Raw genomic sequence first — 17,595 nt, 5'->3', positions numbered from 1 at the left:
GCTCAGACACGCCCGTCGGATGTCGTCGCCAGGGGCTGCCCCGTCGCGGTCGTCCCCCGCGGCTCAGCCGCGGCGTCCGGTGGCGTCTCGCGGCGAAGCACCGTCATCAGCGTGTCCGCGAGGGCCCCTTCCGGGTCCGCTACGAGCCCGGGCGACCGCCATGCCACGAAGCCGTCGGGGCGGACCAGGACGGCACCGGACTCCGCCGTGCCGTGCAGCGCCGCCCAGTCGGCCCCGTCCTCGGGTACCAGGTCGTGGTCCGCGCCGACGACGTAGCCTTCCACCGGGATGCCGAGGCGTGCGGTGACGCCGCGGGCCGCGGTGCGCCATGCATCGCCTCCGGGGCCGGTGAGGACGACGAAGGACCGTTCGTAGAGGTCCAGGGTGGAGATCCGCCGGCCGTCCCGGGCGGTCACCCACATGTGGGGAGCGCGGCTCCCGGGGGCGCCGCCCAGCCGGAACTCGGCGGGCACGATCGCGGCGTCCGGGTCGGCGCCGACGACGGCGCCCGACGGGTAGCGGTAGCACAAGGCCACTGTCAGGGCATCCGCCGGATCGTCCTTGCGCTTCTCCGGGGTGTAGCCCGGGTGCTCTTCCTCGCCCGCCTGGAACAGGGCGCGTGCGGTCGTCGCGAGCGCGACCGGCCGACGTTCCGTCTGATACGTGTCGAGCAGCCCCGGTCCGGCCCAGCCGCGCAGGACGGCCGCGATCTTCCAGGCGAGGTTGTGGGCGTCCTGGATACCGGTGTTGGAGCCGAAGGCCCCGGTGGGGGGCATCTCGTGCGCCGAGTCACCGGCCAGGAAGACCCGGCCCTCGCCGTAGCTGTCGGCCACGCGGTCCGCCGCATGCCAGGGGGCCTTGCCGGTGACCTCGACGTCGAGGTCGGGGACGCCCGCCGCGGCACGGATGTGGGCGACGATACGCGCATCGGTGAAGTCGTCCAGCGTCTCGCCCTGGTCCCGGGCCCAGGGGGCGTGGAAGACCCACCGCTCGCGGTTGTCCACCGGCAGCAGGGCACCCTCGCCGGCGGGATCGGTGACGTAGCAGACGACGAAGTGCCGGTCGCCGACGACGTCCTGCAGCTTCTTGCTGCGGAACGTGATGCTCACGTTGTGGAACAGCGCGCCCGGTCCCGTCTGGGTGATGCCCAGCCGCTCGCGCACCGGGCTGCGGGGCCCGTCGGCGGCCACGAGGTATTGGGCGTGCACGATGCGCGTCTCGCCGCTGTCACGGTCCCGTACCTCCGCGTGCACCCCTTCGGCGTCCTGTGTGAAGGAGACCAGCTCGGTGCCGAAGCGGATGTCGCCGCCGAGGGAGCGGGCGTAGCGCAGGAGGACGGGCTCAAGGTCGTTCTGACTGCACAGACACCAGCCGGACGAGGTGATCTGCGACAGGGCCGGACCCGTGTCGATCGCCTTGACGATCCACCGGCGGTCGCCGCCCGAGAGCGTGCTCACCTGGAGGACGCCGTCGTTTCCCGCCAGGGCGCCCGCCGCGGCGCGGATGTCCTGCTCGACGCCCGCGGTCCGGAACAGCTCCATGGTGCGCAGGTTGTTCCCACGGCCGCGAGGGTGAGTGGACGTCGCGGCGTGACGCTCGACGAGAAGGTGCTCGACGCCGAGGCGACTGAGAAAGACTGACGTGGACAGGCCCACCAAGGAGCCGCCTACCACCAGAACCGGTACGGATTCCACGGCTCGTTTGCTCATCGACTGATCCCCTATCATCTTTCGTCATCGTCGGTCGTCCGAAGCCGAACGCCCCGAACCCCCCAAAAAACGGCGACTCGGGGCGTTTCCAATCGGCATCAACTTTTCGCCCGCTCCACGGGCCCCGCACCTTCTGTTGCTCCGATCGCGACCCCACGTCCGAGCGCCGCTCCGGACGGGCTAAGGACGTTTGCTGGCGGCGGCCCGCCGGGAACCGTCGAGGCCATGACGCACACACCCATGCACACCGAACCCGGATCCGCGGACCCCGTGGCCGCCGCCTCCCGATGCACACCCGACTTCCGCGCCAACCCGCACCCCGTGTATGCGGAGTTGAGGGAGAGCGCCCCGGTGTGCCCGCTGAAGCCACCGCACGGCGTGGAGACCTACCTGATCACCCGTTACGACGACGCGCGCGCCGCGCTGGCCGACCCGCGGCTGAGCAAGGACATGTACGGCGCCCTCGATGCGTACCAACGCATCTTCGGCGACTCCTCCATCGCGCTCGACGACAACATGCTGTTCTCCGACCCGCCCAAGCACACCCGGCTACGGCGGATCGTGCAGGGCGCCTTCACACCGCGCCGGGTGGAGTCGCTGCGCCCGCGTATCCAGCAGGTCACCGAAGAACTGCTGGAGCGCTGCCCGACCGACGCGTCCGTCGACCTGCTCCCGAACTTCGCGTTCCCGCTGCCGCTCCAGGTCATCTGCGAACTCCTCGGCGTGCCGGAGGACGAGCGCGAGCGCGCCCACCAGTGGGCGGTGACCGTGGCGAAGACCGGATTCGGCCCGGAGGCGAAGAAGGCATTGGAGGAGGCCGAGGGGAAGCTGCGCGACCTCCTGGTCGACCTCGTGGCGCGCAAGCGCAGCACGCCCGGCGACGACCTGATGAGCGCGCTCATCGCGGCCCAGGACCAGGACGGCGCCCTGACGGACCATGAGCTGGTCTCGACGGCGTGGGTGCTGTTCTTCGCGGGCCACAAGACCACCGCGTACCTCATCGGCAACGCCGTGTACCACCTGCTCTCGAAGCCGGACCAGCGCCGCGAGGCCCTCGCGAACCCCGAGGCCCTGAAGCAGGCTGTGGAGGAACTGCTGCGGTACGAGGGGTCGGTGGAAAGCTCCACCTTCCGCCACGCCACCGAAGACATCCCGATGCGCGGTGTGGTGATCCCCAAGGGGGCGCTCGTCCAGATCGCCATCACCGCCACGAACCGCGACCCGCAGGTGTACGCCGAGCCCGACCGGCTCGACGTCACGCGTACCGGAGGTCAGCCCCATCTGGCGTTCGGCCACGGCCCCCACTACTGCATCGGAGCGCCGCTGGCCCGCCTGGAGATGCACATCGCGCTCACCACGCTGTTCCGCCGGTACCCCGAGATCACGCTGGCTGTGCCCCCGCACGAGGTGCGCTGGCTGACCGTGCCCTTCCCGGCGTTCCGCGGACTCGCCGAGCTGCCTGTGGTGCTCGATCCGGAGCGGATCGCCGGCTGAACGCATCGCCGGCCGGCCGGATCCGGGCGGCGCCGAGCCGGACACGCAGGTCGTCGCGCGGCATGCAGGAACGGCGGTGACGGCATGGGACGGCCCGGTTCGACGCCGTCCCGCACGGTGGGGAAGCCCCCGGTCCCGCTTTCGTTGGAGGGCCCCGTGGACGCCGTGGGCGCCGTGACCTCCTTGCGGAGGAGTTCGGGGCAGGCGGCCGGTTCCCGCGGCGGAGGGAGCGAGGACGGCCGGTGCGCACGTACGGTTTCCGAGGTCCGCGGCCGGTCCGAGAGCCGGCCCGGCAGATCCGCGCCGGTCGTTGTCCGGAGCCCGCCCGTCAGGGCAGGGAGCCGCCCCCGGCGGCCTCCACCGCATGCCGCCGGCCCCGGGGCAGGCACAGCCTGTCGCCGGCACGCAGGACGACTTCTTCGACGGGCTCGTCCGCCGGAGGCTCCCGCACGGCCGACGGAGCAGGCAGCCGGGACCGCGGCGGACCGGCGCGCGAACGGCCCCGGACGAGGAGTCCGAGGCCGCACAAAGCCTCTCAGCCGGGAAAAACCCCAGGTCAGAGTGGGCTTCCCTGAGCCCCCTGTCGGATTCGAACCGACGACCTTCGCTTTACAAGAGCGGCGCTCTGACCAGCTGAGCTAAGGAGGCGTGCGGATGCGCGCTCGTGCAGTGTACCCAGGTCCCCGGGGCGCCTTGTCGAAAATTTCCGCGAAGTTCACAGTCCCCCAGGTACTGACAGATCAGGGAAACGCCAGGTACCGTCCTGACCCAGTCCACTCGCGTGGACTACACCATCCACCTTCCTACTCGGATCGTCCGGCACGTTCCTGCCGGTAGAAGGGGGCCTGCTCACCATGGCCACTGTTACGTTCGACAAGGCGACCCGGATCTACCCGGGTTCCGAGAAGCCCGCCGTCGACTCGCTCGACATCGCGATCGAGGACGGCGAGTTCCTCGTCCTGGTCGGCCCGTCCGGCTGCGGCAAGTCCACCTCCCTGCGGATGCTCGCCGGTCTGGAGGACGTCAACGGCGGCGCCATCCGCATCGGCGAGCGCGACGTCACCCACCTGCCGCCGAAGGACCGGGACATCGCCATGGTGTTCCAGAACTACGCGCTCTACCCCCACATGACGGTCGCCGACAACATGGGCTTCGCGCTCAAGATCGCCGGCGTCAACAAGGCGGAGATCCGGCAGAAGGTCGAAGAGGCCGCGAAGATCCTCGACCTCACCGAGTACCTGGACCGCAAGCCGAAGGCGCTCTCCGGCGGTCAGCGTCAGCGTGTCGCCATGGGCCGCGCCATCGTCCGCGAGCCGCAGGTCTTCCTCATGGACGAGCCGCTGTCCAACCTGGACGCCAAGCTCCGCGTCTCCACCCGTACGCAGATCGCGTCGCTCCAGCGCCGCCTCGGCATCACCACCGTCTACGTCACCCACGACCAGGTCGAGGCCATGACGATGGGCGACCGCGTGGCGGTCCTCAAGGACGGTCTGCTCCAGCAGGTCGACTCGCCGCGCAGCATGTACGACCGCCCGGCCAACCTGTTCGTCGCCGGCTTCATCGGCTCCCCGGCCATGAACCTGATCGAGGTGCCGATCACCGACGGCGGCGTGAAGTTCGGCAACAGCGTCGTCCCGGTCAACCGCGAGGCGCTGAAGGCCGCCACCGACAAGGGTGACAAGACGGTCACGGTCGGCGTGCGCCCCGAGCACTTCGACGTGGTCGAGCACAACGGCGGCGCCAGCGCGTCCCTGTCCAAGGACAGCGAGGACGCCCCGGCGGGCCTTGCGGTCTCGGTGAACGTCGTCGAGGAGACCGGCGCCGACGGCTACGTCTACGGCTCCGTCGAGGTCGGCGGCACGCAGAAGGACCTGGTCGTCCGCGTCAACAGCCGCTCCGTCCCCGAGAAGGGCACGAAGGTGCACGTCGTGCCGCGGCCGGGCGAGGCCCACGTGTTCTCGACCTCCACGGGCGAGCGGCTCTCCGACTGACCTCCGCACGGCCTCCCCTCGGAGCGGAAGAATCCCGGGTAATTCACTCAGGTTGACGAATCAGGGCCCCGCAGGCTGCTGCGGGGCCCTTTCCGTTGTCGACAAATTCCCCGGCAAAGGAGTGCATTTCGAGCAGTGTGCGTCAACTCCTCACATGGGAAAGGGCACTTCTCTGTCCCTCGAACCGGTGACCAAATGTCGCCAAATCATCACCGGGCGCTACTCTCACACGCGTGAAGCACTCCACCACCCAACAGACGCGGCGCGGTCGCCGGGGCCCCGCCCGCCGGATCGGCCGCACCCTCGCCCTCGTCCTGCCCGTCGTCCTGGTGCTCTCCGGGACCCTCGCGGTCACCCGAGTCAACTGGTCGGGGAACCCCTCGAACTCGGTGCTCACCGCCTCCGACGTCTCCTCGGTGAGCAGCTCCGTCCGGACCGTGCAGCGCGCGCCGCAGGACGTACTGCGCGACCAGCTGATGGCCGAACTGCAGGAGAAGAACCCGGGCGCGGTCCTCACCCACCTCCAGCAGGCCGTCAACGGCCGCCCGTCGCTGGCCAGGCACTGCACGTCCATCGCCCGCGCCCTCGGCCAGGCGGCCGTGCGCATGTACGGCGCCTCACGCGCGCAGTCGTACGCCCGCCCCGTCTGCGACACCTCCTTCGCCTCCGGGGTGCTGACCGCGCACGGCTAGCCGCACCACCGCCTGGGCAAGCGGCCGTCGAGAAGTGGGTAACGGCTGCCCGAGGAGCCGATCGCGACCGACCCCCACGGGTGGGGCGCCACGTACAGTTCGGACATGACCGATCCGAACGCCGCGTCGCGCCCCACCCAAGCCGTCGTCCTGGCCGGCGGCCAGGGCTCCCGGTTGCGCCCCTACACCGACGACCGGCCCAAGCCGATGGTCGAGATCCCCGGCACGGGCACCCCGATCATCGGCCACCAGCTTTCCTGGCTCGCCGAGGAGGGCGTCACGGACGTGGTGGTCTCCTGCGGGCACCTCGCCGAGGTGCTGCAGAAGTGGCTGGACACGGCCGACCTGCCGGTCCGCGTCAGCACCGTCGTGGAGAGCGAGCCGCTCGGCCGCGGCGGCGGGCTGAAGTACGCGGCGGCCCGTCTCCCCCACCCCGACCGGCCCTGGTACGCCACCAACGGTGACATCTGGACCCGTTTCTCGCTGCGTGAGATGGCGGACTTCCACGCCGAGCGCGACGCCGTCGCGACCCTCGCCCTGGCCCGGCCGCGCATCCCGTGGGGCGCCGTCAAGACGGACGGCTTCGGCCACATCACGGACTTCATCGAGGCGCCCCCGTCGACCTTCGAGATCAACGCGGGTGTGTATGTGTTCTCGTCGGAGTTCGCCACGATGCTGCCCGAGCGGGGCGACCACGAGCGCACCACGTTCCCGCGCCTGGCCCGCGAACGCCGCCTGGCCGGCTTCCCGATCCCCCACGGCGCCTACTGGCGCGCCATCGACACCGCGAAGGACCTCACGGAAGCGGCCAAGGAACTGACAACCCTGGGCCACTGAGCCCCACCGCCCCCGCCCCACCCCAAAGCCCCAGGGCCACGAGACCCGTCACGCCCCGGTGCGCCCCGGCGGACGGCCCCTCCAGCACGGAATGCCCCCACCGGGAGCCCTCGGGACACGAGGCCCCCACAGCACGGGAGGCCCCGCCCGGGAGTCCCAGGGGTACGAGGCCCCTACGGCGCGGTCGGCCCCCCGTCCCACGGCTCCCCCCTCCACGGGCTCACCCCAGCACACAGCCACAGCCCCCTACCGCGGACGCTCACCCCAGCACACAGCCACAGCCCCCTGCCGTGGGCGGCTTCGGCAGGGCTGTGTGGATGGGCGTTCAGGTATGGCGAAGGGGTCCGGCGCCATGGATGGTGCCGGACCCCTTGTGTGGGCCTGCCGGGGCGGGGGTCAGCCGAGGAGGCCGCCGACCAGACGGCCCGACTGGCCCGAGGTGGAGGAGCCGCCGCCGTCCGAGCCGCCCGTACCGCCCGAGCCGCCCGTGCCGCCGGGCGAACCGTCCGAGCCGCCGGCGCCGCCGGAACCGCCCGAGCCGCCGGTCTGCGTGCCGCCGGAGCTGGGGCCCGCGCTGGTGCTCGGGGCCTGCCCGGCCGGCGAGGTCCGCCGCGGCGGGGCCTGACCCACGGCACCCTGGGTCTGGCTCGGTGAGCCGCCGGTGGCGGTACCGGACGAGTGGGCCGCGCCCGGGGTGGTCGCCGCACCGGACCCGGACGGGTCGGCGCCGGCCGTGGCACCCCCGCTCGGCGCGTTGGAGGCCGACGGACTGGTCGAGTGCCCGCTGCCGGACTCGTCGGGGAGCGGCGAGCCGGGCACGTTGTTGCGCGGGGCCTCGCCGGGTCGGGGCACCACCACCCGGCTGGAGTCACGCACGGCACCGCCGAGGAGAGAACCGATGAGCAGGGTGAGGCCCACGGTGACGGCGGTGACGAGGGCGCCCCGGCGCAGCACATAGCGGCGCAGCTCCCAGATGTCGGAGCGCGGCCCGAGGGTGCGCCAGGCCCGGCCGGCGAGCCGCCCGTCGACGGAGTAGACGGGCGCGCCGGCGATGATCAGCGGGGACCAGGCGGCGAGGTAGATGATGTCGGGCGCGTCGTAGGCGGGGACGGTCTTCCAGCTGACGGTGACGATCAGCGCGGCCGAGAGCCCGACGCCGACCACCGCGGCGACCCGCTGCCAGCAGCCCAGGATCGTGAGGACGCCCACGACGACCTGGAGGAAGGCGATGACCAGCCCGGAGCCGACGGGGTGCTGCAGGGCGAACTGGCGCAGCGGCTCGGCGACGTCCCAGGGGTGCAGGGTGTTGAGCCACTTCACCATCGAGCCGCGCTTGCCGCCGTCGAAGTAGACGGGGTCGCAGAGCTTGCCCATGCCGGCGTAGACGGAGATGAAGCCGAGGAAGATGCGCAGCGGGAGCAGGACGACGCCGAGGTTCATCCGGCGGCCGGGGTAGTACGCGTGCCGGGCCGGGTCGTCGCCGTGCCGCTTGCCCGAGGGCGCCTCGTCCGTCCCGGCCGGTTCGTCGAAGTCCTCGAACTGCTCGTCGGCGTAGCCGGGTTCGTCGTACGCGCTGCCGACGGTCCGCATGTGCGGCAGCAGTCTGGTCTCGCCGGAGCCGGGCGTGCGCTGGTGGCCGACCACGGGCGTCTCGACGGTCCGGTCGAGGTCGTCGTAGCCGCCGTAGCCGCCATAGCCGCCGTACGTGCCGTAGTCGGTGCCGATCCGCGGGATGACCTGGGTGCCCGCGATGTCGAGGGACGGCTCGTCGGCGTGGCGGACGCTGCCGCCCCGCACCGCCTGGAGCAGCCGGTGGGCGCCACTGTCGTCGGGGGCCGAGCGGCCGCTCCAGATGACCGGTCGGCGCCGCGCCACGGCCGGGCCCACGCCACCCGCGGCGCCGCCGACGGGGACGCGCGCGGTGTCCTGGGCGGCGCGCGACTGCCCGCCGATGCGCGGGTATTGGCTACGCCATGTCGAGGCGCCCAGCTGCACGCGGAAGCTCGCGTGGTTGACGATGACCTGCGCCGGATCGCTCGGCACCTTCACCATGCTCAGCGCGGGAGCGTCGTCGAATCCCGACGAGCGGTCCCCCGTGGGTGTGCGGGGTGTTCTGGTGTCCACACTCATCTAACCGAGTGATGCGGAGTTAGGACACTGCCTGGACCCGGCGGATCTGTCCGGACCGCGTCAAGCATGTCCTGGACGCCGGAATTAATCCGTACGGGTGGACTGACGCATGCGCGTTCAGGCCCGTCGGCGAGCCGTCTCGTACAGCACGATGCCGGCCGCCACGCCCGCGTTCAGCGACTCGGCGCCGCCCGGCATGGGGATGCGGACCCGGAAGTCGCAGGTCTCGCCGACCAGTCGGGACAGGCCCTTGCCCTCGCTGCCGACGACGATCACGACCGGGCCGTCCAGGGCGTCCAGGGCGCCGAGTTCGGCCTCCCCGTCGGCGGCGAGGCCGACGACGACCAGCCCGGCCTTCTTGTACGCCTCCAGGGCACGGGTCAGATTGGTGGCGCGGGCGACGGGTGTACGGGCGGCCGCACCGGCGGACGTCTTCCAGGCGCCGGCGGTCATGCCGGCCGCGCGGCGCTCGGGGACGACGACACCGTGCCCGCCGAAGGCGGAGACGGAGCGGACGACGGCACCGAGGTTGCGCGGGTCGGTCACCCCGTCGAGGGTCACGATCAGCGGGTCCTCGCCCGCGTCGTGGGCGGCGTCGACCAGGTCCTCCGGATGGGCGTACTCGTACGGCGGGACCTGCAGCACCAGCCCCTGGTGGTTGAGGCCGTTCGTCATCCGGTCCAGTTCGGGGCGCGGCGCCTCCATGAGGTTGATGCCGCCGCGCTCGGCGGCGAGTTGCAGGGCCTCACGGACCCGCTCGTCGCTGTCGATGAACTGCTGCACGTACAGGGTGGAGGCGGGCACGCCCTCGCGCAGCGCCTCGACGACCGGGTTGCGGCCGACGACCAGTTCGGACGACGACCTTCCGGCGCCCCGGCGCTGCGGCGGACGGCCCTGCGTGCGGCGGGTGCGCGCCGCGGCGGCGCGCTGCTTGGCGTGCCCCTTGCGCATCTCGGCGGGCGGGGTCGGTCCCTTGCCCTCCAGGCCCCGGCGCCGCTTGCCGCCGCTGCCGACCTGCGCGCCCTTCTTGCCGGACATGCGGCGGTTGTTCGCGGCCATGACCCACTACCTGTCTGTTGAAGCGTCGTACATACGTCTGTGCGGTGTGCCGCCCGGACGGCCGGGCGGCACCGTCGATCACCGGGTTCCCGGCGGGCTCAGCGCGGGCCGAGGCTCCAGCGGGGACCCTGCGGGCTGTCCTCGATGACGAGGCCGGTCTGGTTGAGCTGGTCGCGGATGGCGTCCGCGGTGGCCCAGTCCTTGCGGGCGCGGGCGGACTCGCGCTGGTCCAGGACGAGCCGTACCAGGCTGTCCACCACGCCGTGCAGGTCCTCGCCGCGGTCGGCCTCGCCGGCCCAGTGCGCGTCCAGCGGGTCCAGGCCGAGGACGCCGAGCATGGCCCGCACCTCGGCGAGCCGGGCCACGGCGGCCTCCTTGTCGTCGGCGGCGAGGGCGGAGTTGCCCTGCCGGACGGTGGTGTGCACGACCGCGAGGGCCTGCGGGACGCCCAGGTCGTCGTCCATCGCCTCGGCGAAGGCGGGCGGGACCTCGGCCGCGGGCTCGACGACTCCCCCGGCCTTCTCCATCACGCGCTGCACGAAGCCCTCGATCCGCGCGAACGCCGATTCGGCCTCGCGCAGCGACTCCTCGCTGTACTCGATCATCGAGCGGTAGTGCGGGGAGCCGAGGTAGTAGCGCAGCACGATCGGCCGCCACTGCTTGACCATCTCGGAGACGAGAACCGAATTGCCCAGCGACTTGGACATCTTGTCGCCGGCCATGGTCACCCAGGCGTTGTGCACCCAGTACTGGGCGAAGTCGTCGCCGTACGCCTTGGCCTGGGCGATCTCGTTCTCGTGGTGCGGGAAGATCAGGTCGAGACCGCCGCCGTGGATGTCGAACGCGGCGCCCAGGTACTTGTGCGCCATGGCGGAGCACTCCAGGTGCCAGCCCGGGCGTCCGGGCCCCCACGGCGTGGGCCAGGTCGGCTCGCCGGGCTTGGCGGCCTTCCACATGGCGAAGTCACGCGGGTCCCGTTTGCCGGTCTCGCCCGCGCCGGCGGGCTGCTGGAGGTTGTCCAGCTCCTGCCGGGACAGCTCCAGGTACTGCGGGAAGGACCGCACGTCGAAGTAGACATTGCCGTCCGCCGCGTAGGCGTGCCCGCGCTCGACGAGCCCCTGCATCATCTCGACCATCTCTGGCACATGGCCGGTGGCGCGCGGCTCGTACGTCGGCGGCAGGCAGCCCAGCGCCTGATAGCCGTCGTTGAACGCGCGCTCGTTCTCGTACCCGATCGACCACCACGGCCGGCCCTGTTCCCGGGCCTTGGCGATGATCTTGTCGTCGATGTCCGTGACGTTCCTGATGAAGGTCACGGCATAGCCGCGGTACTCGAACCAGCGGCGCATGATGTCGAAGTTGAGGCCCGACCTGATGTGCCCGATGTGCGGTGCCGCCTGCACGGTGGCGCCACACAGGTAGATCGAGACACAACCCGGCTTGAGCGGGGTGAAGTCACGGATCTGCCGGGCGCTGGTGTCGTACAGGCGAATGGTCACCACTCCAGGGTAGTGGGCGCGGGGCAGTGCCTCGCGACCTTGCGCCCAAGGGCCGCGCATTCGTGACATCGCGTGCGCCACCGCGCGGATCGCGCGCGGGGCCCGGTGCGATCGGCGGCGGATCGCGCGCGGGTCACACGGAGCCGGCGACCCTGCGCGGGGTGATCCGCACCACCACCCGCTCGGCGTCCTGGGCCGACGCGGGGTTGAACTCGGCGTACTTCTTGCCCGTGTACTTCAGGCTGAGTTCGTCGATGAGTTCCTGGCCGCCCTCGGTGGTCAGTTCGGCGACGCCGCGGATCTCGGCGTACTCGTAGGGCGAGTCGGGGTCCTGCACGACGACGCTCACCCGGGGGTCGCGGTCGAGGTTGAGCTTCTTACGGCGGTCGGCCGTCGTGGAGATCAGGATCTGGTCGCCGTCCCGCTTCACCCACACAGGGGACAGCTGCGGGCTGCCGTCGGGCTGGATCGTGCCGAACACGATGAAGACGGGGGTGTCGAGCAGGGCCTTGAGCCGGTCGGACAGGGCGGCGGACATGCGGGGTACCTCCTGGTCTGCGGTGACGATGCGGTGATGCTGCGGGTACCCTCGCACGCCCTCAATCCACCCGCACGACGAGCGCCGTGGCGATCGCCATCAGTCCCTCGTCCCGGCCCGGGAAGCCCAGGCCGTCGGTGGTGGCGCCGGAGACCGAGACCGGGGCACCGGCCGCCGCCGAGAGGATCTTCTGGGCCTCGTCGCGACGCTTGCCGATCTTCGGGCGGGCCCCGACGACCTGCACCGCGACGTTGCCGATGCGAAAGCCGGCGGCGCGGACGATGCGGGCCGCCTCCGTGAGCAACGTGATGCCGGACGCGCCGGACCACTCGGGGCGCCCGGTGCCGAAGTGCTGCCCCAGGTCACCGAGGCCGGCGGCGGAGAACAGCGCGTTGCACGCGGCATGGGCGACGACGTCCGCGTCGGAGTGGCCCGCGAGGCCGGGGCCCTCGCCCTCCCACTTCAGGCCGGCGCACCACAGTTCGCGGCCCTCCTCGAAGGCGTGGATGTCGGTGCCGATGCCGACCTGGGGCAGCAGCGGCCCCCGCTCGACAGCGCCGGAAGCGTCAAAGACGCCCGAGGTACCGGAAGCGTCAGAAGCCATCGTTGAGCCTCCTGCGGGCGAGGACCGCCTCGGCGAGGACCAGGTCCAGCGGGCGGGTGACCTTGAACGCCTCCTCGTGGCCCGGCACGGCCACGACCTGCTCGCCGAGCCGCTCGACCATGCCGGCGTCGTCGGTCACGTCGTCGGTGACCGACTCGTGGGCCCGCACCAGCGTCTGCCGGTCGAAGCCCTGCGGTGTCTGCACCGCGCGCAGCCTGGCCCGCGGGGGCGTGGCCACCACCGGCTCGGGCGCGCCCGGCCGCGCGGCGGGCTCGACCTCCTTGACGGTGTCGGCGAGGGGCAGCGCGGGCACGACGGCGTGCGCCCCGTCCCGGACCGCCTCGATCACCCCGTCCACCGTGTCCACCGGCACCAGCGGGCGGGCCGCGTCGTGCACGAGGACGATGCCGTACTCCGGCGGCAGCGCGTCGAGGCCGAGCCGCACGGACTCCCGGCGCGACTCGCCGCCGGGCACGACCAGGAAGTCCGTGCTCCCCCAGCTACCGCCGGCGGTGCCCCCAGGCAGCGCGTGCGCGTCGAGCAGCGACTTGACCTCGGCGGCGCCTTCCGGCGGGGCCACGACGACCACGAGGGAGACGGCACGGGACGCGGCGAGCGCGCGCGTCGCGTGGATGAGCATGGGGGTGCCGCCCAGCGTGCGGAGCGCCTTGGGAGCGCCCGGACCGAGGCGTACGCCCCGGCCGGCGGCCGGAATCACGGCGGCGACGAGGGACGGCGCGGGGGAAGGGCGCGAAACGTCAGACATCGGTTCCTGTCAGGTTTGTGTGCTCGGCCTACGTGGGTATGGCCTGGAGAGTGCCGGGCGCGACGCCTTGACCGGACCCTTCCGTGACCCCGGTCGAGCCTGCTGCCCGGGCCCGGCACATCGAGTATCCGGGGGTTCCCCACGGTGCACGGGGGTTTTTCCCCGAGGCGTACGACACCACGCACATCCGGGATATCGGATGCCTGTGGGGACGGACATGCCGCAGCGCCCGGCGACAGAAGATCGTCATCGGGCACCGCGGCATTTCACTGTGCTGAGCAGAGCGGGCGTAGCCTGCCTCGTGTCAGGACGCGAGCACCTCGTCGAGCAGGGCCTCGGCCTTGTCCTCGTTGGTGTTCTCCGCGAGGGCCAACTCGCTCACCAGGATCTGACGAGCCTTGGCGAGCATGCGCTTCTCACCGGCGGAGAGTCCGCGCTCGCGCTCGCGACGCCACAGGTCACGCACGACTTCCGCGACCTTGATGACATCGCCGGAGGCGAGCTTCTCCAGATTTGCCTTGTATCGACGCGACCAGTTCGTGGGCTCCTCGGCGTACGGCGCGCGCAGCACCTCGAAGACCCGGTCCAGCCCGTCCTGACCGACCACATCACGCACGCCGACGAACTCCGCATTGTCCGCTGGCACACGCACCGTCAGGTCACCCTGGGCGACCTTCAGCACCAAGTAGGTCTTGTCCACGCCTTTGATCTGACGAGTTTCGATGGCCTCGATCAGCGCGGCCCCGTGATGGGGATAGACCACGGTGTCGCCAACCTTGAACGTCATGTGACAGGTACCCCTTCCGTGGCTATCCAGGGTAACACGGATACGGCGTCTTCTGAATGGCGTTTTCGCAGGTCAGGGCATATCTCGGGGCTTGACAACTGCGACAGGAACGTGCTTCGCGGGGGCACCGGAAGCAGGTATTCGCAGGTCGGAGCGCCTCTTCGGCCAGGGAGAAACGCGTGCGTTGCACACCTCTGGAGGCACCTCCGACTGGACGAACGTCCCCATTTGTCCGGTTCCAGGCGTGCGACTTCCGCTACTCCGTTCGGCGGCTTGAGCCGGGCACGAGACGAATCCGGAATTGATCACAGCCGTCCGGCCGAGCGGTACGTGATCAATATCCGAAGCATCCCTGCATTCCTTCACGTAAATTTTGCGCCGCCTGTTATGTGAATGCCGGACGAGCGTGGAGCCAAACGGAGTCAAAGTGACTCGGGAGTCACTTGTGCGGCGTGGGCGTACCCCCTGCGGGAGGGATGCGGGGCGCTTGGGGAGGGTCGGGTGCGGGCGCGCGGGAACGGCTCGGTAACCTGAGCGCGCCGACAGATACTTAGGGCGGCTTTATCAGGGAGCCGCCCCTGCGTTCAAGGAGTTGCCGCCGCCGTGAGCAGCAGCCTTCGACGCGGCGCCCTCGCCGCATCCGCCATCGTGTTCTCGATCGCCTCGCTCGCCGCGTGCGGCGCCGGAAACAACTCCCAGACCCTGGAGATCAAGCCGGACAACGCGGCCACGAAGGTCGGCGATCTCAAGGTGCAGAACGCGGTCGTCGTGACCCAGCCCGAGCTGCAGTCCACGGGCCCCGCGGTGATCGCCGCGACCATCTTCAACGACGGCAGCACCGACGAGACCCTCCAGTCGATCGTCGTCGCCGGCACCAACAAGTCCGCCCAGCTCTCCCCCGCCAAGGGCCAGTCGCTGACCATCCCGCCGGGCGGCTCGCTGATCCTCGGCGGCAAGAACAACGCCTCCGCCGTGCTGCCCAGCAGCCGCGAGGCGATCCAGGACGGCAACGCCCAGAAGATCACCTTCACCTTCAACAAGGCCGGTGATGTGAGCCTGCGCGCCTTCGTGGTGCCCGCCGAGAGCTACTTCAGCTCCTGGGGCCCGAGCGAGATCCCGTCGGCCACCACCTCGGCCCCGGCGGCCCCGGGCGCCGCCGCGAGCAACAGCGCCAAGCCGTCGCACAGCGGCACCGCCGCGGACCCGTCGGCCACGGCGGGCGAGGCCACCGCGAGCGACCCGGCCTCCGCCTCGGCCACGCCGGCCGGTCACTGAGCGGCCGGCCCGGCCGCCGGGCCGACCCGTGACGACATCGCCGTACGGCAAAGGGCGGCGCCTTTCGGGGCGCCGCCCTTCACCGTGTGCGCTGAGATCTACGTGTGCGCGCTGAGGTCTACGGCTCAAACTTGTAGCCGAGACCGCGGACCGTCACCAGGTAGCGCGGGGCGCCCGGGTCGGGCTCGATCTTGGCGCGCAGGCGCTTGACATGGACGTCCAGGGTCTTGGTGTCGCCGACGTAGTCGGCGCCCCAGACGCGGTCGATGAGCTGCATCCGGGTCAGCACGCGCCCGGCGTTGCGCAGCAGCATCTCCAGCAGGTCGAACTCCTTGAGCGGCAGGTCGACCTTGGAGCCGGAGACGGTGACCACGTGCCGGTCGACGTCCATCCGGACCGGGCCGGCCTCCAGGGCCGCCGGAGCGACCTCCTCCGGCTCGCCGCGGCGGCGCAGCACGGCCCGGATACGGGCCACCAGCTCACGCGAGGAGAACGGCTTGGTGACGTAGTCGTCGGCTCCTATTTCCAGGCCGACGACCTTGTCGATCTCGCTGTCCTTGGCGGTGACCATGATCACCGGGACGTTGGAGCGGCCGCGCAGCTGGCGGCAGACCTCCGTGCCGGGCAGGCCCGGCAGCATCAGGTCGAGGAGGACGAGGTCGGCGCCGTTGCGCTCGAACTCGTCGAGTCCGTCGGGCCCGGTGGCCGCCACGGCGACCTCGAAGCCCTCCTTGCGGAGCATGTACGACAGGGCGTCGGAGAAGGACTCCTCGTCCTCGACGACGAGCACTCGGGTCACGGAAGGACCTCCGGGGCGGAAAGCGTTTCGTACGCGGTCGGATCTGGGGTTGGGGACTGCCCGTCCTCTTCGTCGAGGTCGGGGTGCTGCTGAGCGCGGTCGCGGGCCGCACCCGCCTCCGGCAGCCGCAGGGTGAACGTGGAGCCCTGGTTCTCGGCGCTCCACACCGTGACCTCCCCGCCGTGCGAGGCGACCACGTGCTTGACGATCGCGAGACCCAGACCGGTGCCACCGGTGGCCCGGGAGCGGGCCGGGTCGACGCGGTAGAAGCGCTCGAAGATGCGCTCCTTGTCCTTGTCCGAGATGCCGATGCCCTGGTCGGTCACCGCGAGTTCGATCAGGTCGCCGCCCGACCCGCTGATCCGGCGGGCGGCGATGCCGACGCGGGTGCGCGCCGGTGAGTAGTTGACGGCGTTCTCGACGAGGTTGCCGAGGGCGGCGGCGAGCTGCCCGCGGTTCCCCCAGACATGCAGGTCGGCGGTGCCGCCCGCGGCCATGGTGATCTGCTTGGTGCCGGCCTGGTGGCGGCAGCGGTCGATGGCCTCGGCGACCAGTTCGTCGACCCGGACGGGTTCGGCGTCCTCCAGGGGGTCGTCGTTCTGCACCCGGGACAGGTCGATCAGCTCCTGGACCAGGTTGGTCAGGCGGGTCGCCTCGATCTGCATGCGGCCGGCGAAGCGCTGCACGGCCTCCGGGTCGTCGGAGGCGTCCATGACGGCCTCCGACAGCAGGGACAGCGCGCCGACCGGGGTCTTCAGCTCATGGCTGACGTTCGCGACGAAGTCGCGGCGTACCGCCTCGATGCGGCGGGCCTCGGTGAGGTCCTCGACCAGGAGCAGCACCAGTCTGGAGCCGAGCGGCGCCACCCGCGCGGACACCGCCAGTGCCTCGCCCCGGCCGGTCCCGCGCCGGGGAAGATCCAGCTCGACCTGCCTTATCTCCCCGTCACGCCGGGTGTCCCGCGTCATCTGGAGCATGGGCTCCACGGCCAGCTTGCCGCCGCGCACCAGCCCGAGGGCGTACGCGGCCGAGCTGGCCTTGACGACGCCGTCGGCCTCGTCGAGCACGACGGCGGAGGAGCGGAGCACGGACAGCACGGTGTCCACACCGGGCGGAAGCACCGGGTCCGTGTGCAGGGAGGTCCGTGTCGGGCGCTTCTGCTCCCGCTCGCTCCAGCGGAACGCCAGCATGGCGATGACGCCGGTGAGCACCCCGGCGATCGCTGCTGCTGCGGCGACCGCCGCGTTCACGTCCATGCATCCAGGTTAGGCATGGGGTACGACATGCCCACAGCCGTCGGAGTGCGACCTCGAACACTCGTCGCCCAGAGTTCACCTTGGAGCCAGTATTGGTTCATTTGTGGTGGCACAAACGGACGCGTACGAGCCGGACCGTGGGAGCGTGGGGTTCACACC

15 protein-coding genes and 1 tRNA gene are annotated in these 17,595 nt (G+C 71.3%); 5 read left to right on the top strand and 11 right to left on the bottom strand.

Annotated features, from left to right (window positions below):
* Positions 1–2: 2 nt before the first annotated feature.
* The gene (locus ACFYTE_RS22515; RefSeq protein ID WP_388713107.1) at positions 3–1,709 is read right to left on the bottom strand and encodes an FAD-dependent oxidoreductase; all 1,707 of its coding nucleotides are present in this window, start codon (positions 1,707–1,709) and stop codon (positions 3–5) included.
* A 225-nt stretch (positions 1,710–1,934) separates the two neighbouring features.
* Between ACFYTE_RS22515 and ACFYTE_RS22510 the strand changes: the two genes are divergently transcribed.
* Positions 1,935–3,203, top strand: a complete 1,269-nt coding sequence (locus tag ACFYTE_RS22510) for a cytochrome P450 (protein WP_388713104.1) — start codon at positions 1,935–1,937, stop codon at positions 3,201–3,203.
* A gap of 574 nt (positions 3,204–3,777) precedes the next feature.
* Here ACFYTE_RS22510 and ACFYTE_RS22505 read toward each other — a convergent pair.
* A tRNA-Thr gene (locus ACFYTE_RS22505) sits at positions 3,778–3,851 on the bottom strand.
* A gap of 206 nt (positions 3,852–4,057) precedes the next feature.
* Here ACFYTE_RS22505 and ACFYTE_RS22500 point away from each other — a divergent pair.
* The 3 genes from ACFYTE_RS22500 (at position 4,058) to ACFYTE_RS22490 (ending at position 6,723) form a co-directional block, all read left to right on the top strand.
* Positions 4,058–5,194, top strand: a complete 1,137-nt coding sequence (locus ACFYTE_RS22500) for an ABC transporter ATP-binding protein (RefSeq protein WP_388713101.1) — start codon at positions 4,058–4,060, stop codon at positions 5,192–5,194.
* 233 nt (positions 5,195–5,427) lie between these two features.
* Positions 5,428–5,886 (top strand): hypothetical protein, encoded by a 459-nt coding sequence (locus tag ACFYTE_RS22495; protein WP_388713098.1) that lies wholly within the window; start codon positions 5,428–5,430, stop codon positions 5,884–5,886.
* 105 nt (positions 5,887–5,991) lie between these two features.
* Positions 5,992–6,723 carry an NDP-sugar synthase gene (locus ACFYTE_RS22490; RefSeq protein WP_388713095.1) on the top strand — a complete coding sequence of 244 codons (732 nt, stop codon included), beginning with the start codon at positions 5,992–5,994 and terminating at the stop codon, positions 6,721–6,723.
* A gap of 396 nt (positions 6,724–7,119) precedes the next feature.
* On the opposite strand, the gene ACFYTE_RS22485 is transcribed toward ACFYTE_RS22490, so the two are convergent.
* The 7 genes from ACFYTE_RS22485 to ACFYTE_RS22455 all read right to left on the bottom strand — a co-directional run bounded on the left by ACFYTE_RS22485 (position 7,120) and on the right by ACFYTE_RS22455 (position 14,106).
* The gene (locus ACFYTE_RS22485) at positions 7,120–8,853 is read right to left on the bottom strand and encodes a DoxX family membrane protein (RefSeq protein ID WP_388713092.1); all 1,734 of its coding nucleotides are present in this window, start codon (positions 8,851–8,853) and stop codon (positions 7,120–7,122) included.
* Between the two features lie 117 nt (positions 8,854–8,970).
* On the bottom strand, positions 8,971–9,912 hold the full coding sequence (rlmB, locus tag ACFYTE_RS22480; RefSeq protein ID WP_388713090.1) for a 23S rRNA (guanosine(2251)-2'-O)-methyltransferase RlmB: 942 nt from the start codon (positions 9,910–9,912) through the stop codon (positions 8,971–8,973).
* A gap of 98 nt (positions 9,913–10,010) precedes the next feature.
* Positions 10,011–11,411: a cysteine--tRNA ligase gene (gene cysS, locus ACFYTE_RS22475; RefSeq protein ID WP_388713087.1), complete on the bottom strand. Its 1,401-nt coding sequence runs from the start codon at positions 11,409–11,411 to the stop codon at positions 10,011–10,013.
* A gap of 133 nt (positions 11,412–11,544) precedes the next feature.
* On the bottom strand, positions 11,545–11,949 hold the full coding sequence (locus tag ACFYTE_RS22470; RefSeq protein WP_388713084.1) for a PPOX class F420-dependent oxidoreductase: 405 nt from the start codon (positions 11,947–11,949) through the stop codon (positions 11,545–11,547).
* Positions 11,950–12,010: 61 nt separating this feature from the next.
* Positions 12,011–12,553, bottom strand: coding sequence for a 2-C-methyl-D-erythritol 2,4-cyclodiphosphate synthase (gene ispF, locus ACFYTE_RS22465; RefSeq protein WP_388713081.1), 543 nt, complete (start codon positions 12,551–12,553; stop codon positions 12,011–12,013).
* Positions 12,543–13,319, bottom strand: a complete 777-nt coding sequence (gene ispD / locus ACFYTE_RS22460; RefSeq protein ID WP_388713078.1) for a 2-C-methyl-D-erythritol 4-phosphate cytidylyltransferase — start codon at positions 13,317–13,319, stop codon at positions 12,543–12,545. The genes ispF and ispD overlap by 11 nt, the downstream gene beginning before the upstream one ends.
* A 304-nt stretch (positions 13,320–13,623) precedes the next feature.
* Complete coding sequence (locus ACFYTE_RS22455) at positions 13,624–14,106, bottom strand: CarD family transcriptional regulator (protein WP_003953493.1); 483 nt, start codon at positions 14,104–14,106, stop codon at positions 13,624–13,626.
* 603 nt (positions 14,107–14,709) lie between these two features.
* Between ACFYTE_RS22455 and ACFYTE_RS22450 the strand changes: the two genes are divergently transcribed.
* Positions 14,710–15,381 carry a DUF461 domain-containing protein gene (locus ACFYTE_RS22450; RefSeq protein ID WP_388713076.1) on the top strand — a complete coding sequence of 224 codons (672 nt, stop codon included), beginning with the start codon at positions 14,710–14,712 and terminating at the stop codon, positions 15,379–15,381.
* 118 nt (positions 15,382–15,499) lie between these two features.
* On the opposite strand, the gene ACFYTE_RS22445 is transcribed toward ACFYTE_RS22450, so the two are convergent.
* Together ACFYTE_RS22445 and ACFYTE_RS22440 are read right to left on the bottom strand one after the other, a co-directional pair.
* On the bottom strand, positions 15,500–16,180 hold the full coding sequence (locus ACFYTE_RS22445) for a response regulator transcription factor (RefSeq protein ID WP_076087010.1): 681 nt from the start codon (positions 16,178–16,180) through the stop codon (positions 15,500–15,502).
* Positions 16,177–17,436 carry a sensor histidine kinase gene (locus ACFYTE_RS22440; RefSeq protein WP_388713072.1) on the bottom strand — a complete coding sequence of 420 codons (1,260 nt, stop codon included), beginning with the start codon at positions 17,434–17,436 and terminating at the stop codon, positions 16,177–16,179. Before ACFYTE_RS22440 ends, ACFYTE_RS22445 begins: the two co-directional genes overlap by 4 nt.
* Positions 17,437–17,595: the final 159 nt, after the last annotated feature.

It is taken from the genome of Streptomyces sp. NPDC004629, assembly GCF_042873595.1.
In the GTDB taxonomy this organism is placed as follows: domain Bacteria; phylum Actinomycetota; class Actinomycetes; order Streptomycetales; family Streptomycetaceae; genus Streptomyces.
This window is presented reverse-complemented; position numbering and strand designations above follow the sequence as displayed.